The following is a 16149-nucleotide window of genomic DNA, read 5'->3' as shown; positions in this document are numbered from 1 at the left end:
TGGGCAATCGTTATTCCCTTGGCCAGAACGGCGCTTTCTTCGGATAGCGGTTGCCCATGTCCCGTGACGATCCGCTAGGCACAGAGATGCTGTCCTCCATCGCCGAGCGGCTGCCCGCCGAGGCGGACATGGCTGCGATGCAGTTCGAACCGGTCGACCGGTCGACGCTGCAGCATCAGGTGTATCAGCAGCTGCGGCGCGCGGTCATGGGCGGTCTGTTCAAACCCGGAACGCCGATCACCATCCGCGCGGTTGCCGATGCACTGGGGGTCAGCCCGATGCCGGCGCGTTCGGCCCTGCAACGGCTGGAGATCGAGGGCGCGCTGGTCGCTCGCGGTGGCAAGCGCACGCTCGTCATCCCGGAAATGACTCAGGCCGAATATCAGGAAATGGTCGAGATCGGCGTGCTGCTTGAAGGGATGGCGGCCGAACATGCCTGCACCCGGATCACGCAGGACGAGATCGCAGTGATGCAGACCGCCTGTACGGCGATGCAACACGCCGCCGACAATGGCGATCTTGAGGGGTATGTGACGGCCAACTGGACGTTTCACCGCACGCTTTATGCCGCAAGCCGGCTCAACACACTGATGAGCTTCATTGAAATGCGGTGGCTGCGGATCGGTCCCTATGTCCGGCACATGATGCCGGATCAGCAAAGCCTGATCGATTCCATGCCCAATCACTGGACGGTGTTGAGCGCGCTGGAACGCCGCGATGCCATGGGGGCAAGCGATGCCATCCGGGCGGACCTTCGCGATTGTGCCCAGACGCTGCTTCCCCTGTTGCCCGGCAATCCGGCGTGACCGGACAGCCGAACAGGCTGTCGGACTAGCCAGCGTACACCGGCAATCGGGGCGCAATTCCATCTCATCGATCATCAGGGGGTCATGCCGATGAACCGTTTTTTCGCCCTTTCCCTGTCAATTGCCGCAATATGCGCGATCGCGCCTGCCCATGCCGGACCGGTGGCCGATGCGACCACAGCGGCCGGCCCGCTTGCCGGCACGGAACGACTGGACGGGCTTTATCCGGTTCATGTCGATCGCAAGGGCGGCCGCATCCTCCTGTCCCTGCCCGCCGCCGGGCGGGACGGCGTCGTGGCCCGGATGCTCTATGCAACCGCGCTGCGTACCGGTCTCGGCTCCGCGCCCATCGGCCTTGACCGCGCCCAGCCCGGCCCGGCGCAGATGCTGCGCATCCGCCAGATGGGCAAGAAGGTCGCGTTCGAGCTTGAAAATCCGCGCTTTCGGGCCGCTGCCGGATCACCAGCGGAACAGGCCGCAGCCGCCGATGCCTTTGCCACCTCCACCCTCTGGATGGGCGATGCGATTGACGGGCCGGACGGCCGCCTGCTGGTCGACATCGCACCGTTCCTGGCGCGTGACACGCGCAACATCACGGCGCAACTGAACAGCAGCGGCGAAAAGGGATGGCGGCTGGTCGACGGCCTCAGCGCGGCCGATCCGAACGCCGTACGCGCCTTTCCGCTGAACCTGGAGTTCGAGGCGCGCCAGACCTATGCCAGCGAGACGCCGGGGGCGGAGGTGCGCAACATCGCGCCCGATCCGCGTCAGGTGACGCTGGTCGTGCGCCACAGCCTGATCGCCCTGCCCGACCAGGGCTATACCGCGCGCCGGTTCGATCCGCGTGGCGGCAGCTTCTCCTCGCAAATCCTGGATTTCTCCGCACCGCTCGATGGCGACATCGTGCAGAATATTGCCAACCGCTTCCGTCTGGAAAAGCTGGACCCGGCCGCACCGCGGTCGCGCGTGCGCAAGCCCATCGTCTTTTACATCGACAATGCGGCACCAGAGCCCATTCGCACCGCCCTGCTTGAAGGAGCGTCCTGGTGGAAACAGGCGTTCGAAGCGGCGGGCTTTGTCGATGCCTATCGGGTCGAAATCCTGCCCGACGGGGTCGATCCGCTGGATATCCGCTACAATGTCGTCAACTGGGTCAACCGGGCGACACGCGGCTGGTCCTATGGCTATGCCGTCACCGACCCGCGCACCGGAGAAATCCTCAAGGGCTCGGTTCTGCTCGGGTCGCTTCGCGTGCGACAGGACATGCTGATTTTCGAAGGGCTGGTCGGTGCCGACCGCACGGGCAAGGGCGGGCCGAACGACCCCGAACAGGTCGCGCTCGCCCGCATCCGCCAGCTTGCCGCGCATGAGGTAGGCCATGCCCTCGGCCTGCTCCACAATTTTGCCGGCAGCACACAGGACCGGGCATCGGTGATGGATTATCCCGCGCCCCGCATCGGGTTGAAGGATGGCGTGCCGGACCTGTCCGATGCCTATGGCGTGGGCCTTGGCCGGTGGGACCTTCATGCGGTCGACTGGCTCTATGGCGATCCGGCGTCGGGCGATGCTGATGCGGCCGCGCTGGCCAAGGTGGAACAGGCCGAACGCGATGGCCTTCGCTTCGTGGCAGACGAAAATGCGCGCACTGCTGCATCCAGCCAGCCCTGGGGCAGCCTGTGGGATGATGGCGCAGATCCGGTTGCCGAGCTTGACAGGATGCGGGCCGTCCGGTCAGCGGCGGTGGCCCGGTTCGGCCTGTCCGCGCTTGCCCCGGACGAACCGGTGGCCAATCTGCGCCGCAAGTTCGTGCCGATCTGGCTCGTCCATCGCTATCAGGTCGAGGCAGCGGCAAAGCTGATCGGCGGCGTCCATTCCACCTATGCCGTGGGCGCTGCGTCGCCGTCACAGGGCAATCCGGTGGCCGCTGGCGATCAGCAACGGGCACTCGATGCGCTGCTCGCCACGCTGGACCCCGCCTTTCTTGAGGTGCCTGCCACGCTGGTGCCGCATCTGTCCGCGGGCTTTTCGGGTGACGAGGATCGTCAGACCGAAATCGAACTGATGCCCCGTTCGGGCAACGCCGTTTTCGATCCGCTGGCCGCGGCACAGGTCGCCGCGCAACAGACGCTGAACGCCCTGCTGGCGCCGCAGCGCCTTGCCCGGCTGACCGATCAGCATCGGCAGGACGCAGCGGTGCCGGACGCAGGCACCATTGCCAATCGCCTGCTGGCGCTGACCAATGCCGATGATGGCGCGCCCCGGTTGTCTGCCATCCGGCGGGCACTTGGCACGCGCATCATCTTGTCGCTGGCCAGCGCGGCCGCCGATCGCGCATCAGGCAGCGAGGCTTCGGCACAGATCGAACAGGCGCTTGCCGACTGGGCATCGGTGCAAAAACGGGCGCGGTTCAAGGACCCGGCCGATCGGGCCTGGTCACTGTCGACGGCACGGCTGATCGAGGATCGCGCGGCGCTTGATGCCATGCTGGCCAGCCCTGCCGGCTCCCTCCCCATCCCTCCGGGAATGCCCATCGGGGACAGCGGGGAATAACGCCCGGCATCGCCGCCGCTACGCAGTGACGATGCCACTTCGCAAGGGTGGCGTGGCCTGACATGGGGCCGACGAGCCGGAGCGACCGCTCCGCTCTGATCCCGATCAGCAACTGAAATGCGCACTCACGTGCACTGCTGATTCAAGCGGCGCAAACTCGGAAGTGGCAGGCCTGCAATTTGCCATGCCAGGGCCTCATCATGTGAGGCAAACCCATTGCAAAACCCGGCTCTGTGGGAAATTGGTCGGGGAGACAGGATTCGAACCTGCGACATCCTGCTCCCAAAGCAGGCGCGCTACCGGGCTGCGCCACTCCCCGACCGGACGGGCGGCATAGCGGCGAAATCGCGGCTGCGCCATCCCCAATCCCGTCTGGTGGGCCCGGCAGGATTCGAACCCGCGACCTAGCCGTTATGAGCGGCCAGCTCTAACCGCTGAGCTACAGGCCCATCAGACGTGGCGGGGGCCTAGCGGAAACGCAGCGGGCCGGGCAAGCCCCGCGTTCAGCGCATCGCATCCATCGTCGCGATCAGCTCCGCCTCGCCGATGGGCGCAACGCCCAGCCGTTCAAGTAGGTCGAACATCGCCGCCCACCATGCGTGAAAGGCGGCAAGGTCGGCGGCATCGCGAACATAGGGGGTATGCCCCGGCACCAGCGATGGCGAGTGGAACGAAAAATTGAGCAGCCGCACGCCGTGATCCACCGCCACCCGCACCGCCTCCAGCGCATCGGCGATCGGCATATCTTCCGGCGTGAGGGCAATCCGGCGCAGCAGCCCCGCCCGCGCCAGCGCGCCGCGCGCCAGCGGCGCCCGCGCCAGCAAGCGCTGCAACCGGCGGCCCCGCGTGCCAAGGCCACCGACGAAAACCGTGGTCAGCGGCAGTTCGACCAGGCCGGGCGCGCCGGTGCGGAACGGGTGATTGGAAATAGCGCGAAAATCCGGCCCGCCCTCGCCCGAATAGTCATAACGCGACCGCATCGAGCTATCGATCCGATAGCCGGCGGCGGCGATCAGCGGCAGCGTGTCGGGGCCGAGGCCATAGCGCCCGGCCCGGAACACGCGCGGACTGCGGCCAAATGCCGCGTGGATGCGGTCCGTCAGCGCCGCGATCTTTGCCGCCTGAAGCGCGGGGCGCAGATTGCCGACAAAGCTGTTGCGGCTGCTGACCGCCTCTTCAAAGGGCGGGTTCACCCATGGGTGAAGCTGTGCCCCGATGGCGGATCGTCCATCGGCAGTCACGCTGTTCAGAATGTCGGCCGCGCGGGGATCGTCGGCGACCGGATGGTCGATCAGATAGGTGACGGGCACGCCGCGATCGGCAAACCGGCGATGCGCATCGGGCAGCCCGGCGATCGCCCCGACCGACCGGTTGGCGCTAGACAGCGGCGCGCCCCAGTCAAACTCCTCCTCGGTATCCACGAACAGGGCAAAGCGCGTGCCGAATGCGCGGGGCAGCCGCAGCAGCGCCGCCCGGTCCGGCGCGGACGGGCGATAGGGTTCGGGTTGATCGACCGGGGGTGGAGGAACGTCCACCGTCAGGGATGCGCCGTCCGCTCCATCCCCGGATCATCCGCCGCAGGCAGGCCGAGTGTCAAGCTGTCGGCGTCAATGACCAGCGCGCCGCCCAGTTCGCCGGACAGGCGGGAGACGAGCCGCAGCGTAAAGCGCGTGCCCAGCGGGGTCAGGTCGTCTGCGCCATCGGCCTCTGCCGCCGCCAGCGCCTCCGGCTCCACGGCCAGGGCGGCGGGGCGGGTAAAGCGAAGCGCGATGCGGCCCGCTGCCACCGCGATCTGATCGATGCGGATCACCTCGCCGTGGCGGCCATGGGCGACCAGCGTCGCGGCCAGCCGGGCCAGCAATCGTTCGACCGCGCGGCGATCGGCATCGACATGGCCGTCCATCCTGCCCAGCTCGATCCGCGTCCCGCGCAGGTCGGCCAGCGGCGCCAGATCGGCGGCAATCCCCTGCATCACCGGGCCAAGCGCGACCGCGCCGGGATAAAGTTGCAGCGCCTGTCCCTCGATCCGGGCAGACAGGTCCAGATCGTCGATAATGCCGATCAGTTCGCGGGCCTGTTGCCGGATTTCCCCTGCCCGCTCGCGATAGACGGGCGGCACGGGGCCAAGCATCTCGCTTTCGATCAGTTCGGCAAAGCCGGTAATCGCCCCTGCCGGCGTGCGCAGTTCATGGACCAGTTCGCGCAGCATCTGCACATCCGCCGGCGACATCGGGGCATCGGCGGGTTCTGCCCGCTCATCCGCCCGCGGCCGGCGCGCGCCGCCTGCAAAGCCGGTAAATCGGCCCGCGATGGGATCGAAAATCGGCATGGCCGATACCAGCCAGTGCCCGGCGGCATCGCTGGACCCGGCAACGAACAGGCGGCTGTTGCGAAAGCTGGACCGTTTGCGCCATGCACCGGCGGCGCTGGCGTCGAACCCGGTATCGCCCGATCCGCCCACCTGACTGAGCGACAGGCCGATCAGCGGCGCGCGATTGACGCCTTCCACCACCCGGATCACGCCATTGGCATCGGTTTCGAACCGGAAACCCGACGACACGGCCGCGCCATGGCTGATGCCAGGTTCCGGTTCGGACGGTGCATGCCGCCGCTGATGCGCGTCGATCAGGGCGACGACATCGGCGATGCGGAACGGGCCGTCCGGGGCCGCAACCGGCGGCGTCGGCGCGGGATCGGCGGGCGGTGCGAACCAGTCCGCGATCGGCGTCGGCTGCGGATTGGCGGATGCGCCCTGTTCCCGGGCGCGCCGCATTGCTTCTGCGACGACGGGGATGCCCATCGCGACGCTGGCCAGCGACTGGAACGGCGTGGCGGGCGCACCGGCAACGGGTGCAGGGATGGCGGGCGGCTCCGGCGCTGCCTCTACTGGCGCATCGGCCACCGCTTCGGCTTCGGCTGACACCACCGGGGGGGCGATCTCGCTCGGCGGCTTGACCGACGGCGGGGAAAGCTCCGCAATATCGGCCGTTTCGCGCTGATCGGCCGAACGGCGGTCATCCAGTACGAAATCGGCCGGGCCAAAGGCGGCAAGCGCACGCTGGACAGCGGCGGACAGGTCGCGGCGGTGCCGCAGCACGGCCCGGCCCGAACCGCCGAGCATCGGCAACAGATCGGTCCATTCCGCGTCGGTCAGCTGGGCCGCACGCAGCACGGGCAGCGCAACCGCCGGATCGTCGCTGCACAGCAGCCGGACCAGGCCCGCAGGCGGCCGGGTATGGGAAAGGCCGCTGGCGCTGGCGACACGGACCGGCAACGGCACCTGATCCCGGATGGCGGACAGGCGGTCCAGCACGGCCGCATCGGCCGGCGCGCGCCCGCGACCGATCAGGTCAACGAGCTGACGCCATGCCGCCGATCGCGCCGTGGGCGTCGACCAGTCTGCGGCAAGCACCGTCGTCAGCGTATCGTCAAAGCGCAAGATGCCACCCGAATGGTCACGCCGGCCAATCCCGACGGCAAGATTTCCTTAACTGGTTCCGCCATCCCCACAAGGCGGTGTTTTTGGCACGTCGCATAGTGGGACAATTGCGTTGCGGCGTAATTATCTTATGCTGCGGATGGGGCGTGCGAAAGAATCGCTGCCCTTCAATGGAGTATTGCGAATGGCGTTCGACCGGATCGACCGGCAGATCATGGCGTTGCTGCAGGAACAGGGCCGAATGACCAATGTCGAACTGGCCGAACGGGTCGGGCTGACGGCACCGCCCTGCTTGCGCCGCGTGCGCGCGCTGGAGGAAGCGGGCGTCATCCGGGGCTATCATGCCGAACTGGATCCGGTGGCGCTTGGTCATCCGATCACCGTGTTCGCGCTGGTCAGCCTGCGCAGCCAGGCCGAATCCGATCTGGCCGCGTTCGAACAGCATATCGCCGCCATTCCCGAAGTGCGCGAATGCCATATGCTGAATGGCGAAATCGACTTCATCCTGAAAATCGTGGCGACGGACCTGAAGGGGTTTCAGGAATTGCTGACCACCCGCCTGACGACCGCGCCCAATGTGACCAGCGTCAAGACGTCACTGACCATCCGTACGTCCAAGCATCTGCCCGGCATTCCGGTCTAGCCATTCCGCGTCCGGCCCATGGCCGGGCAGACGGCTTTTCACGGCGCGACCCTCTGAAAAAGCAAGGGCCGGACAGCGGTGTGTCGCTACCCGGCCCTGCTATTTTCCCGGACGTCGATCAGGCGGCGGCAGGCGTGCCCGCCTTGGTGTCCAGATACAGCGTCCAGAACGCGGCCAGTTCGGCCATCGGCGTCCCGTTCAGCGCGGTAAAGCTGGTCTTGGCGGCGGCCATGTCGCCGGCCTGGGCCTGGGCGATGCCCAGACGCAGACGGGTCTGCGGCTCTTCCACCCCGCCCTTCTGCAGCGCCAGCTGATACAGCTCGACGGCCTTTGCCGCCTGACCTTGGGCCATGAAGCCATTGGCGGCCAGCGCGGCAAGACGGCCATTCTGGGCGCCGCGCCCTTCCTTTTCCAGCGACGCTAGCGAGCTGTCGGTGGCAATGCCCTGCTTGGCCGACGCCAGGATGGACTTGGCATCGGCGTTGCCCGCCGGGATCTTGCCCGTGCGCTGGCCTTCTTCGATCACCGCGACCGCTTCATGGCGCAGGCCAAGCCGCGACGCTTCGTCGGCATAGATGATGTAATCCGCCTCACCGGCCAGCGCGTTGGTGGCGCGCATCAGGCGGTACAGGTCGATCCGCTGGTTGCGGGCGGCCGGAGTGTCGCCGCTGGCCTGAGTCTGACGATAGGTCAGCAGCATGGTGCGCCAGTTTTCGGGCTTCGGATAATCGGAAACCAGGCGGCGGATCCACGCATTGGCCGCCTGCGGCTTGTTCGCCGCCTGCAGCTTGCCATAGGCATAGCGGTACCACGTGTCGGGCACCGGCTGGCCGGACGCCTTGGTCGCCTTAACCGCCGTGTCGATTTCGGCAACGCCGCCCTCGACATCGCCCGAATCGATCAGCGCCGTACCCAGCTTCAGCGGCAGGTTGGGATCGGGATAGCCCAGTTCCCGCGCCTTGCGCAGGAACGGCAGGGCTTCGGCCGGCTTCTTCTGGTTCAACGCCGCCATGCCGCGGGAGAAATTATACGCCGCCAGGTTTTCCGGCGTCGTCTTGGGGCTGGTCATCAGATAGTCCAGCGCCTGGCTGACCCATGCCGGATCCTTCTTCAGCTCGCCGATTTTCAACCGGATCTGCTCGTTGATGAAGCGTTCGTCCTCGTTCGACACAGCCGCATTGGCCAGCGCGAACTGCGCCTCAGCGGTCGGAATGTCCTTTGCCGTGGCGGCGGTGTCGGCGGCCAGCGCGGGCACCCGGAACGCCTCGGTGATCTTGGGCGCGGCGGGCTTTGCCTCTTCCTTCTTGTTGCGCTGCGCTTCGACGGGCGCGGTGGTCATAACGGCAGAGGCACCGATCGCCAGAACCGTGGCCAGGGCGGCCTTCGAAACCAGTTTCATCCTGTCAATCTCCTATGGCGCTCCGGCCTGGGGGTGCCGGGGGCTGGGATGCTCTATCGGCCGCTTTCGCGCGGTTCAAGCGCGGGCGATCACATTCATGCCGTGACGGCGATAGGCTGAACCAAAATTGAATGAACGGCCATTCGGTTCCCTTTCGCGGGCACATTGTTCCGATGCTTTGACCCGGCGGCGGGTTGGCGTTAGGCGCTGTGCCATGCTTGCCCTGATTTCCCCCGCCAAGACGCTGGATTTCGACAGCCCCCTGCCCCAACCCGCCACGACCCGCCCGGTCTTTGCCGAACAGGCGGAGGTGACGGCGCGCGGCGCGGCCCGGCTGGGCGCGCCGAAACTGGGCGCGCTGATGCACATTTCCGACAAACTGGCCCGGCTGAACGCCGAACGGTTCCGCGACTTTGCCGACGCACCCGAGCGTCCCGCGCTGTTCGCCTTTGCCGGCGATGTCTATCGCGGGTTCGAGGCGAAGTCGCTGGAGCCGGAGGCGGTCGGTTTTGCCCAGGATCATGTCCGCATCCTGTCCGGCCTGTACGGCCTGCTGCGCCCGCTGGATGCGATGCGGCCCTATCGCCTGGAAATGGGCACCCGCTGGGCGCCGGGCCGGTCAAAGGATCTTTATGCCCTGTGGGGCGACCGCGTGGCGGAACAGATCGCCGCGGACGCGGCGGCTGTGGACAGCGATGTGGTGCTCAACCTCGCCAGCCAGGAATATTGGAAGGTGGCCGAGGGGCGCCTGCCCAGCCATCTGCGCGTCATCACCGTGGATTTCCGGGAGGATGGACCGGACGGCCCGCGCTTTATCAGCTTCAATGCAAAGGTCGCACGCGGCCTGATGGCCCGCTGGATGTGCGAACATCGCATCACCGATGCCGATGCGCTGAAATCCTTTGACCTCGACGGGTATCGCTTCGTCGCCGGCGACAGCAGCGACGATGTCTGGCGGTTCCAGCGCACGCGCCGGGCAGAGGCGGCATGAGCATCGCGGTCGTCATCGGCGCATCGGGCGGCATCGGCGGCGCGATCGAGGCGGCGCTGAAGGATGAGGGCAGCCATGCCCATGTCATTGGCCTGGCACGGTCGCGCAGCGGGCCGGATCATCTCGACCTGCTGGACGAGCCCAGCATCGCCGCCGCCGCCGAACGGGTAAGGGCGATCGGCGCACCGGACCTGGTGTTCGTCGCCACCGGCATGTTGAGCGAGGGAGATCGCGGCCCGGAAAAGGCGATGCGCGACCTGAACGCCGAATGGCTGGCGCGCGTTTATGCCATCAACACGATTGGCCCGGCGCTGGTCGCCAAGCATTTCCTGCCCCTGCTGCCGCGCGAGGGCCGCCCGGTGTTCGCCGCCCTGTCCGCCCGCGTCGGATCGATCGGCGACAACCGGCTGGGCGGCTGGCACGGCTATCGCGCGTCAAAGGCTGCGCTGAACATGATGATCCGCAATTTCGCGATCGAGGCGAAGCGGCGCAGCGAACGCAGCGTCGTGGTCGGCCTGCACCCCGGCACGGTGGACACCGGCCTGTCACGGCCGTTCCAGGGCAATGTCGCGCCGGGCAAGCTGTTCGATCCCGAACGCGCGGCGCTTCAGCTGCTGGACGTGATCGACGGCCTGAAACCGCAGGACAGCGGCAAGTGCTTTGCCTGGGACGGGGCCGAAATCCCGTTCTGATCGCGGCGGGTGCCCGCCATCCGCTGTCCGCATATCCCCGGCCCGTCCGGCGATGCCGCCCCCCGACGTCCCGGCGCTTGGCATGGGCGCGTTGGGGGTCTAAGACGGTCATCGAACCGAAACATCCCGAAAGTGTCGCAAATTGACCGACGAGACCATCCTCGCCGACCCTTCCGATATCACACCGATCAGCATCGTCGACGAGATGCGGTCGAGCTATCTCGACTACGCCATGTCGGTCATCGTTGCCCGCGCCCTGCCGGACGTGCGCGATGGCCTGAAACCCGTGCATCGCCGCATCCTTTATGCGGCGCAGGAGGGCGGCTATCTGGCCAACAAGCCCTATCGCAAGTCGGCCCGTCTGGTCGGCGACGTGATGGGCAAATACCATCCGCACGGCGACAGCTCGATCTACATGGCCATGGCGCGCATGGCACAGGACTGGTCGATGCGCGTCCCGCTGATCGATGGTCAGGGCAATTTCGGGTCGATGGACCCCGATATGCCCGCCGCGATGCGCTATACCGAGGCGCGGCTGGCAAAGGTCGCGGGCGCGCTGCTTGACGATATCGACAAGGACACGGTCGATTTTCAGGACAATTACGACGGCTCGGAAAGCGAGCCGACGGTTCTGCCGGCCCGGTTTCCCAACCTGCTGGTCAACGGCGCGGGCGGCATCGCGGTCGGCATGGCCACCAACATCCCGCCGCACAATCTGGGCGAGGTGATTGATGCCTGCCTCGCCTATATCGCCAATGGCGCGATCACGGTCGAGGAACTGACCGAAATCGTCCCCGGCCCCGATTTCCCCACCGGCGCACTGATCCTGGGCCGGTCCGGCTGCCGCAACGCCTATCACACCGGGCGCGGATCGATCATCGTGCGGTGCCGCCACACCATCGAACAGCGCGGCGAACGCCGCTCGGTCGTGCTGACCGAAATCCCGTTTCAGCAGGGCAAGAGCGCCCTTGTCGAAAAGATCGCAGAGGCTGCCAAGGAAAAGCGGGTCGAGGGGATCGCCGACATCCGCGACGAATCCAGCCGAGAGGGCGTGCGGATCGTCATCGACCTGAAGCGGGATGCGACGCCCGACGTCGTGCTCAATCAGCTGTGGCGCAACACGCCCGCACAAAGCAGCTTCCCGGCCAATATGCTGGCCATCCGCAGCGGCCGCCCGGAACTGCTGAACCTGCGCGACATCATCGAGGCGTTCGTCAAGTTCCGCGAGGAAGTCATCACCCGCCGGTCCAAGTTCGAACTGGCCAAGGCGCGGGACCGGGCGCACATCTTGCTGGGCCTGGTCATCGCAGTGTCGAACCTGGACGAGGTGGTGCGGATCATCCGCGGATCGCCAAGCCCGGTGGTCGCGCGCGAACGGCTGCTGGTCCGCGAATGGCCGATCGGCGACATCGCGCCCTATCTGCGCCTGGTCGAAGCGACGGTCAGCGACGAGGGCGCGACCGTCTATCGCCTGTCCGACATTCAGGTGCGGGCGATCCTGGACCTGCGCCTCCACCGCCTGACCGCGCTGGGCCGCGACGAGATCGGGGACGAGCTGGCCAAGCTGGCCGAGGTGATCGGCGAGCTCCTCGAAATCCTGGGCAACCGGGCACGCCTGTATGAGGTGATGGTCGAGGAACTGACCGCCGTGCGCGACGCTTATGCAACGCCGCGCCGCACCGAAATCACCGCCGCCGCCGACGGGATCGAGGACGAGGACCTGATCGAGCGTGAGGACATGGTCGTCACCGTGACCATGGAGGGGTATATCAAGCGGACCCCCCTCGCCACCTTCCGCGCCCAGGCGCGCGGCGGCAAGGGCCGCGCGGGCATGGCGACCAAGGACGAGGATGCGGTCACCAACCTGTTCGTGACCAGCACGCACACGCCCGTCCTGTTCTTTTCCACTCACGGCCGCGTCTATCGGATGAAGGTGTGGAAGCTGCCCGAAGGCGGCCCGGCCACGCGCGGACGGCCGATGGTCAACCTGTTGCCGCTGGCCAAGGACGAAACGATCAGCACCGTCCTGCCCCTGCCCGAGGATGAGGCGGAATGGGGCAAGCTGCACGTCATGTTTGCCACGGCCAAGGGCAGCGTGCGTCGCAATTCCATGGACGCGTTCACCAACGTGCCGACGGCCGGCAAGATCGCCATGAAATTCGAAGGCGATGATGCCGACGACAAGCTGATCGGCGTGGCGTTGCTTGAGGAAGGCGACGACGTGCTGCTCGCCAGCAGCGACGGCAAGGCGATCCGCTTCCCCGGCGAGGATGTACGCGAGTTCCAGAGCCGCGCGTCAACCGGCGTTCGCGGCATGACACTGAAGCCCGGCGACGAGGTGATCTCGCTGTCGATCCTCCACCGCTCCGGTGCCAGCGCCGAAGAGCGCGAGGAATATCTGCGCTTCGCCCCGTGGAAGCCGGAGCGCGAAGGCGAGCCGTCCCTGCCCGCCGATCGCATGACCGCGATGGCCGAACGGGAACAGTTCATCCTGACCATCTGCGCCAATGGCTATGGCAAGATGAGTTCCGCCTATGAATATCGCCGCACCGGACGCGGCGGTCAGGGGATCACGAACATCGACAATATCGCCCGCAACGGCCCTGTCGTCGCCAGCTTCCCCGCCACCACCGACCAGCAGCTGATGCTGGTCACTGATCAGGCAAAGCTGATCCGGATGCCGCTGTCCTCGCTGCGCGTCATCGGGCGCGGGTCGGCGGGCGTGCGCCTGTTCAACGTGGCAGAGGGCGAGCACGTCGTCGGCGCGGCCCGCATCGACGATGACGAGGAACCGGAAACCCCGGCCGAAGCGATCATTGCCGAGGAACTGGCCAATCCGCCTGCCGCAGATCCCGACAAAACGATCGAGGTGGATGACGGCACGGGCACCGCATCGGACGGGGACGACGCGTGACGCACCCGACCATGGCGTACAAGGTGCTGACCGCGTCGCAGATGGCGGCGCTGGCCGAAAACCGGTTCGACGGCGCGCCGATCGACATTGCCGACGGCTATATCCACCTGTCGACCGACGATCAGGTCACGGAAACGGTGGACCGGCATTTTGCGGGCCAGACGCATCTGTGGATCGCCGCGGTCAACCTGTCCGCCTTGGGCAGCGCGATCCGGTGGGAGGAATCGCGCGGCGGGGCGCTGTTCCCGCATCTCTACGGCCGGTTGACCCACGCCCCGGTGCTGGCCGCCGCCCCGCTGCGTCGCGGCGCGGATGGCCGGGTGATCCTGCCCGCCTGATTTCCCGTCCGGCCTGCCCTGCGCCAGGCCGACCGCCGCATCCGGAACCCATCGGCGCCTGATACGAAAAACGACCCGGTGCCGCGTGGGCACCGGGTCGCTTTCAATCGCCGTCCGCCGGATCAGCGATGCAGGTCGAAGCGGTCAGCCTCCATCACCTTGACCCATGCCTTGACGAACGCCTTGACGAAGTGCGGCTCGCCATCGCTCTGGCCATAGACTTCGGCCTGGGCACGTAGCACCGAGTTGGATCCGAACACCAGGTCAACCCGGGTGCCCGACCACTTGGCCTCGCCCGTGACGCGGTCCTTGGCATGGAACACGCCTTCATCGTCGTTCGACGGCTCCCACTTCGACGTGAAGCTGGCGCCGAGCAGGTTGACGAAGAAATCGTTGCTCAGCGTACCGACACGGGTCGTGAACACCCCGTGCGGGCTGTCATTGGCGTTGGCACCCAGCACGCGCAGACCGCCGACCAGCGCCGTCATTTCCGGCATGGTCAGGCCAAGCAGATTGGCCCGATCGACCAGGTTTTCCTCCAGCGTCCGCACCGGCTGATGCCCGGCATAGTTGCGGAAACCGTCGAACACCGGCTCCAGCGGCTTGAAGCTGTCAGCATCGGTCATTTCTTCCGTCGCGTCGGTGCGACCCGGCGTGAACGGCACGTCGATGGTGTGACCGGCCGCCTTGGCCGCCGCCTCGACCGCCGCACAGCCGCCCAGCACGATCAGGTCGGCGATGCTGACCTTCTTGCCGCCAACGGCATTGGCGTCGAACTCGGCCTTGATGCCCTCGATCACCGACAGCGCCTTGGCCAGCTCGGCCGGCTCGTTCACCGCCCAGTCCTTTTGCGGGGCAAGGCGGATGCGCGCGCCATTGGCGCCGCCGCGCTTGTCGGATGCGCGGAAGGTGGCAGCCGAAGCCCAGGCCGTCTTGACCAGGCGCGAGATGGACAGGCCGCTGTTCAGCAGCTTCTGCTTCAGCGCGGCAATGTCCGCACCGTCGATCAACGGGTGATCGACCGCCGGGACCGGATCCTGCCAGATGCGCGGTTCCTTGGGTGCATCAGGACCCAGCAGCCGCTCGACCGGACCCATGTCGCGGTGGGTCAGCTTGTACCATGCCTCGGCAAATGCCTTCGCGAACGCGTCCGGGTTCTCATAAAACCGGCGCGAGATCTTTTCATAGGCCGGGTCGAACCGCAGCGACAGGTCGGTCGTCAGCATGGTCGGGCGGTGGAACTTGCCGGGGACGTGCGCGTCCGGCACGTCCTCTGCCGCGTCCTTGGCCACCCACTGATGCGCGCCGGCCGGGCTCTTGGTCAGCTCCCACTCATGCTCGAACAGGTTCTTGAAATAGAGGTTGGTCCACTTGGTCGGCTCCTGCGTCCACGTGACTTCCAGGCCGCTGGTGATGGTGTGTTCCGAATGGCCCTTGCCAAAGCTGTTCGACCATCCGAACGCCTGCGCCTCAAGCGCCGCGCCCTCCGGCTCCGGCCCGACATATTCCTCCGGGTTCGCCGCGCCATGCGTCTTGCCGAAGGTATGACCACCCGCGATCAGAGCGACGGTTTCCTCGTCGTTCATCGCCATCCGGCCAAAGGTTTCGCGGATGTCGTGCGCCGCCGCCAGCGGATCGGGATTGCCGTTCGGCCCTTCCGGATTGACGTAGATCAGGCCCATCTGCACCGCGCCCAGCGGGTTTTCCAGCTCGCGCTCACCCGAATACCGGCCGGTATCGGCCAGCCATTCGCGCTCGGGTCCCCAATAGACGTCTTCTTCCGGTTCCCACACGTCTGCGCGGCCGCCGCCGAACCCGGCCGTCTTGAACCCCATCGATTCCAGCGCGACGTTGCCGGTCAGGACGAGCAGGTCGGCCCAGCTCAGCGCGCGGCCATATTTCTGCTTGATCGGCCACAGCAGCATCCGCGCCTTGTCGAGATTGGCATTGTCCGGCCAGCTGTTGAGCGGGGCGAAACGCTGCTGACCCGCGCCCGCACCGCCGCGGCCATCGCCAATGCGATAGGTGCCGGCCGCGTGCCAGGCCATGCGGATGAACAGCGGGCCGTAATGGCCGAAATCCGCCGGCCACCAGGGCTGGCTGTCGGTCATCAGCGCGGAGATGTCGGCCTTGACGGCTTCCAGGTCCAGCTTGCTGAACGCTTCGGCATAATCAAAATCCTCGCCCATCGGGTCGACAAGCGGCGAATTCTTGTTGAGGATCGAAAGATCGACCTGATGCGGCCACCACAGCCGGTTGGTCATGCCGAACAGGACGGCGTTACCGTCCATTTCATTGCCGTGCATGGGGCATTTCGATTCGACGTTCATGGCTCCTCCAGTCGTCTTGCCTGATTTATCCTGCCATCAAGATCGTG

At 66.6% G+C, this 16149-nt stretch carries 11 protein-coding genes and 2 tRNA genes; 7 read left to right on the top strand and 6 right to left on the bottom strand.

The features are described from left to right. Positions 1 to 56 precede the first annotated feature (56 nt). Both ACNI3Q_RS13575 and ACNI3Q_RS13570 read left to right on the top strand, forming a co-directional pair. Positions 57 to 806, top strand: a complete 750-nt coding sequence (locus ACNI3Q_RS13575; protein ID WP_426277516.1) for a GntR family transcriptional regulator — start codon at positions 57 to 59, stop codon at positions 804 to 806. Between the two features lie 90 nt (positions 807 to 896). After that, a complete protein-coding gene (locus tag ACNI3Q_RS13570) occupies positions 897 to 3356 on the top strand; it encodes a zinc-dependent metalloprotease (RefSeq protein WP_426277514.1) in 2460 nt (819 codons plus the stop codon). Positions 3357 to 3598: 242 nt separating this feature from the next. On the opposite strand, the gene ACNI3Q_RS13565 is transcribed toward ACNI3Q_RS13570, so the two are convergent. The 4 genes from ACNI3Q_RS13565 to ACNI3Q_RS13550 all read right to left on the bottom strand — a co-directional run bounded on the left by ACNI3Q_RS13565 (position 3599) and on the right by ACNI3Q_RS13550 (position 6795). Next, positions 3599 to 3675: transfer RNA gene (locus ACNI3Q_RS13565), tRNA-Pro, on the bottom strand. Positions 3676 to 3729: 54 nt separating this feature from the next. Continuing rightward, positions 3730 to 3805: transfer RNA gene (locus ACNI3Q_RS13560), tRNA-Ile, on the bottom strand. 54 nt (positions 3806 to 3859) lie between these two features. Then, a complete protein-coding gene (locus ACNI3Q_RS13555; RefSeq protein ID WP_426277512.1) occupies positions 3860 to 4891 on the bottom strand; it encodes a polysaccharide deacetylase family protein in 1032 nt (343 codons plus the stop codon). 2 nt (positions 4892 to 4893) lie between these two features. Further along, the gene (locus ACNI3Q_RS13550; RefSeq protein WP_426277510.1) at positions 4894 to 6795 is read right to left on the bottom strand and encodes a sensor histidine kinase; all 1902 of its coding nucleotides are present in this window, start codon (positions 6793 to 6795) and stop codon (positions 4894 to 4896) included. A 184-nt stretch (positions 6796 to 6979) separates the two neighbouring features. Here ACNI3Q_RS13550 and ACNI3Q_RS13545 point away from each other — a divergent pair, with 184 nt between their 5' ends. Beyond that, positions 6980 to 7438 (top strand): Lrp/AsnC family transcriptional regulator, encoded by a 459-nt coding sequence (locus ACNI3Q_RS13545; protein WP_260019995.1) that lies wholly within the window; start codon positions 6980 to 6982, stop codon positions 7436 to 7438. Between the two features lie 118 nt (positions 7439 to 7556). On the opposite strand, the gene ACNI3Q_RS13540 is transcribed toward ACNI3Q_RS13545, so the two are convergent. Then, positions 7557 to 8837, bottom strand: a complete 1281-nt coding sequence (locus ACNI3Q_RS13540) for a tetratricopeptide repeat protein (RefSeq protein WP_426277507.1) — start codon at positions 8835 to 8837, stop codon at positions 7557 to 7559. A 214-nt stretch (positions 8838 to 9051) separates the two neighbouring features. On the opposite strand from ACNI3Q_RS13540, the gene yaaA reads away from it, so the two are divergent. The 4 genes from yaaA to ACNI3Q_RS13520 all read left to right on the top strand — a co-directional run bounded on the left by yaaA (position 9052) and on the right by ACNI3Q_RS13520 (position 13772). After that, the gene (gene yaaA / locus ACNI3Q_RS13535; RefSeq protein ID WP_426277505.1) at positions 9052 to 9828 is read left to right on the top strand and encodes a peroxide stress protein YaaA; all 777 of its coding nucleotides are present in this window, start codon (positions 9052 to 9054) and stop codon (positions 9826 to 9828) included. Further along, entirely contained in the window at positions 9825 to 10520 is a 696-nt protein-coding gene (locus ACNI3Q_RS13530; protein ID WP_426277504.1) for an SDR family NAD(P)-dependent oxidoreductase, read from the top strand. Before yaaA ends, ACNI3Q_RS13530 begins: the two co-directional genes overlap by 4 nt. Before the next feature lie 142 nt (positions 10521 to 10662). Beyond that, entirely contained in the window at positions 10663 to 13434 is a 2772-nt protein-coding gene (gene gyrA, locus ACNI3Q_RS13525) for a DNA gyrase subunit A (RefSeq protein WP_426277502.1), read from the top strand. A gap of 11 nt (positions 13435 to 13445) precedes the next feature. Continuing rightward, on the top strand, positions 13446 to 13772 hold the full coding sequence (locus ACNI3Q_RS13520) for a DUF952 domain-containing protein (RefSeq protein ID WP_426277607.1): 327 nt from the start codon (positions 13446 to 13448) through the stop codon (positions 13770 to 13772). 122 nt (positions 13773 to 13894) lie between these two features. Here ACNI3Q_RS13520 and katG read toward each other — a convergent pair whose 3' ends face one another. Beyond that, the gene (katG, locus tag ACNI3Q_RS13515; protein ID WP_426277500.1) at positions 13895 to 16102 is read right to left on the bottom strand and encodes a catalase/peroxidase HPI; all 2208 of its coding nucleotides are present in this window, start codon (positions 16100 to 16102) and stop codon (positions 13895 to 13897) included. Positions 16103 to 16149 lie beyond the last annotated feature (47 nt).

The organism is Sphingomonas eleionomae, from assembly GCF_049889035.1.
Taxonomy (GTDB): Bacteria; Pseudomonadota; Alphaproteobacteria; order Sphingomonadales; family Sphingomonadaceae; genus Sphingomonas.
This window is presented reverse-complemented; position numbering and strand designations above follow the sequence as displayed.

Excerpts from the sequence above, each read along its gene's own strand:
- ACNI3Q_RS13540 (WP_426277507.1), bottom strand. The coding sequence starts at position 8,837 with ATGAAACTGGTTTCGAAGGCCGCCCTGGCCACGGTTCTGGCGATCGGT.
- ACNI3Q_RS13545 (WP_260019995.1), top strand. The coding sequence starts at position 6,980 with ATGGCGTTCGACCGGATCGACCGGCAGATCATGGCGTTGCTGCAGGAA.
- ACNI3Q_RS13520 (WP_426277607.1), top strand. The coding sequence starts at position 13,446 with ATGGCGTACAAGGTGCTGACCGCGTCGCAGATGGCGGCGCTGGCCGAA.
- ACNI3Q_RS13570 (WP_426277514.1), top strand. The coding sequence starts at position 897 with ATGAACCGTTTTTTCGCCCTTTCCCTGTCAATTGCCGCAATATGCGCG.
- ACNI3Q_RS13575 (WP_426277516.1), top strand. The coding sequence starts at position 57 with ATGTCCCGTGACGATCCGCTAGGCACAGAGATGCTGTCCTCCATCGCC.
- ACNI3Q_RS13530 (WP_426277504.1), top strand. The coding sequence starts at position 9,825 with ATGAGCATCGCGGTCGTCATCGGCGCATCGGGCGGCATCGGCGGCGCG.
- yaaA (WP_426277505.1), top strand. The coding sequence starts at position 9,052 with ATGCTTGCCCTGATTTCCCCCGCCAAGACGCTGGATTTCGACAGCCCC.
- katG (WP_426277500.1), bottom strand. The coding sequence starts at position 16,102 with ATGAACGTCGAATCGAAATGCCCCATGCACGGCAATGAAATGGACGGT.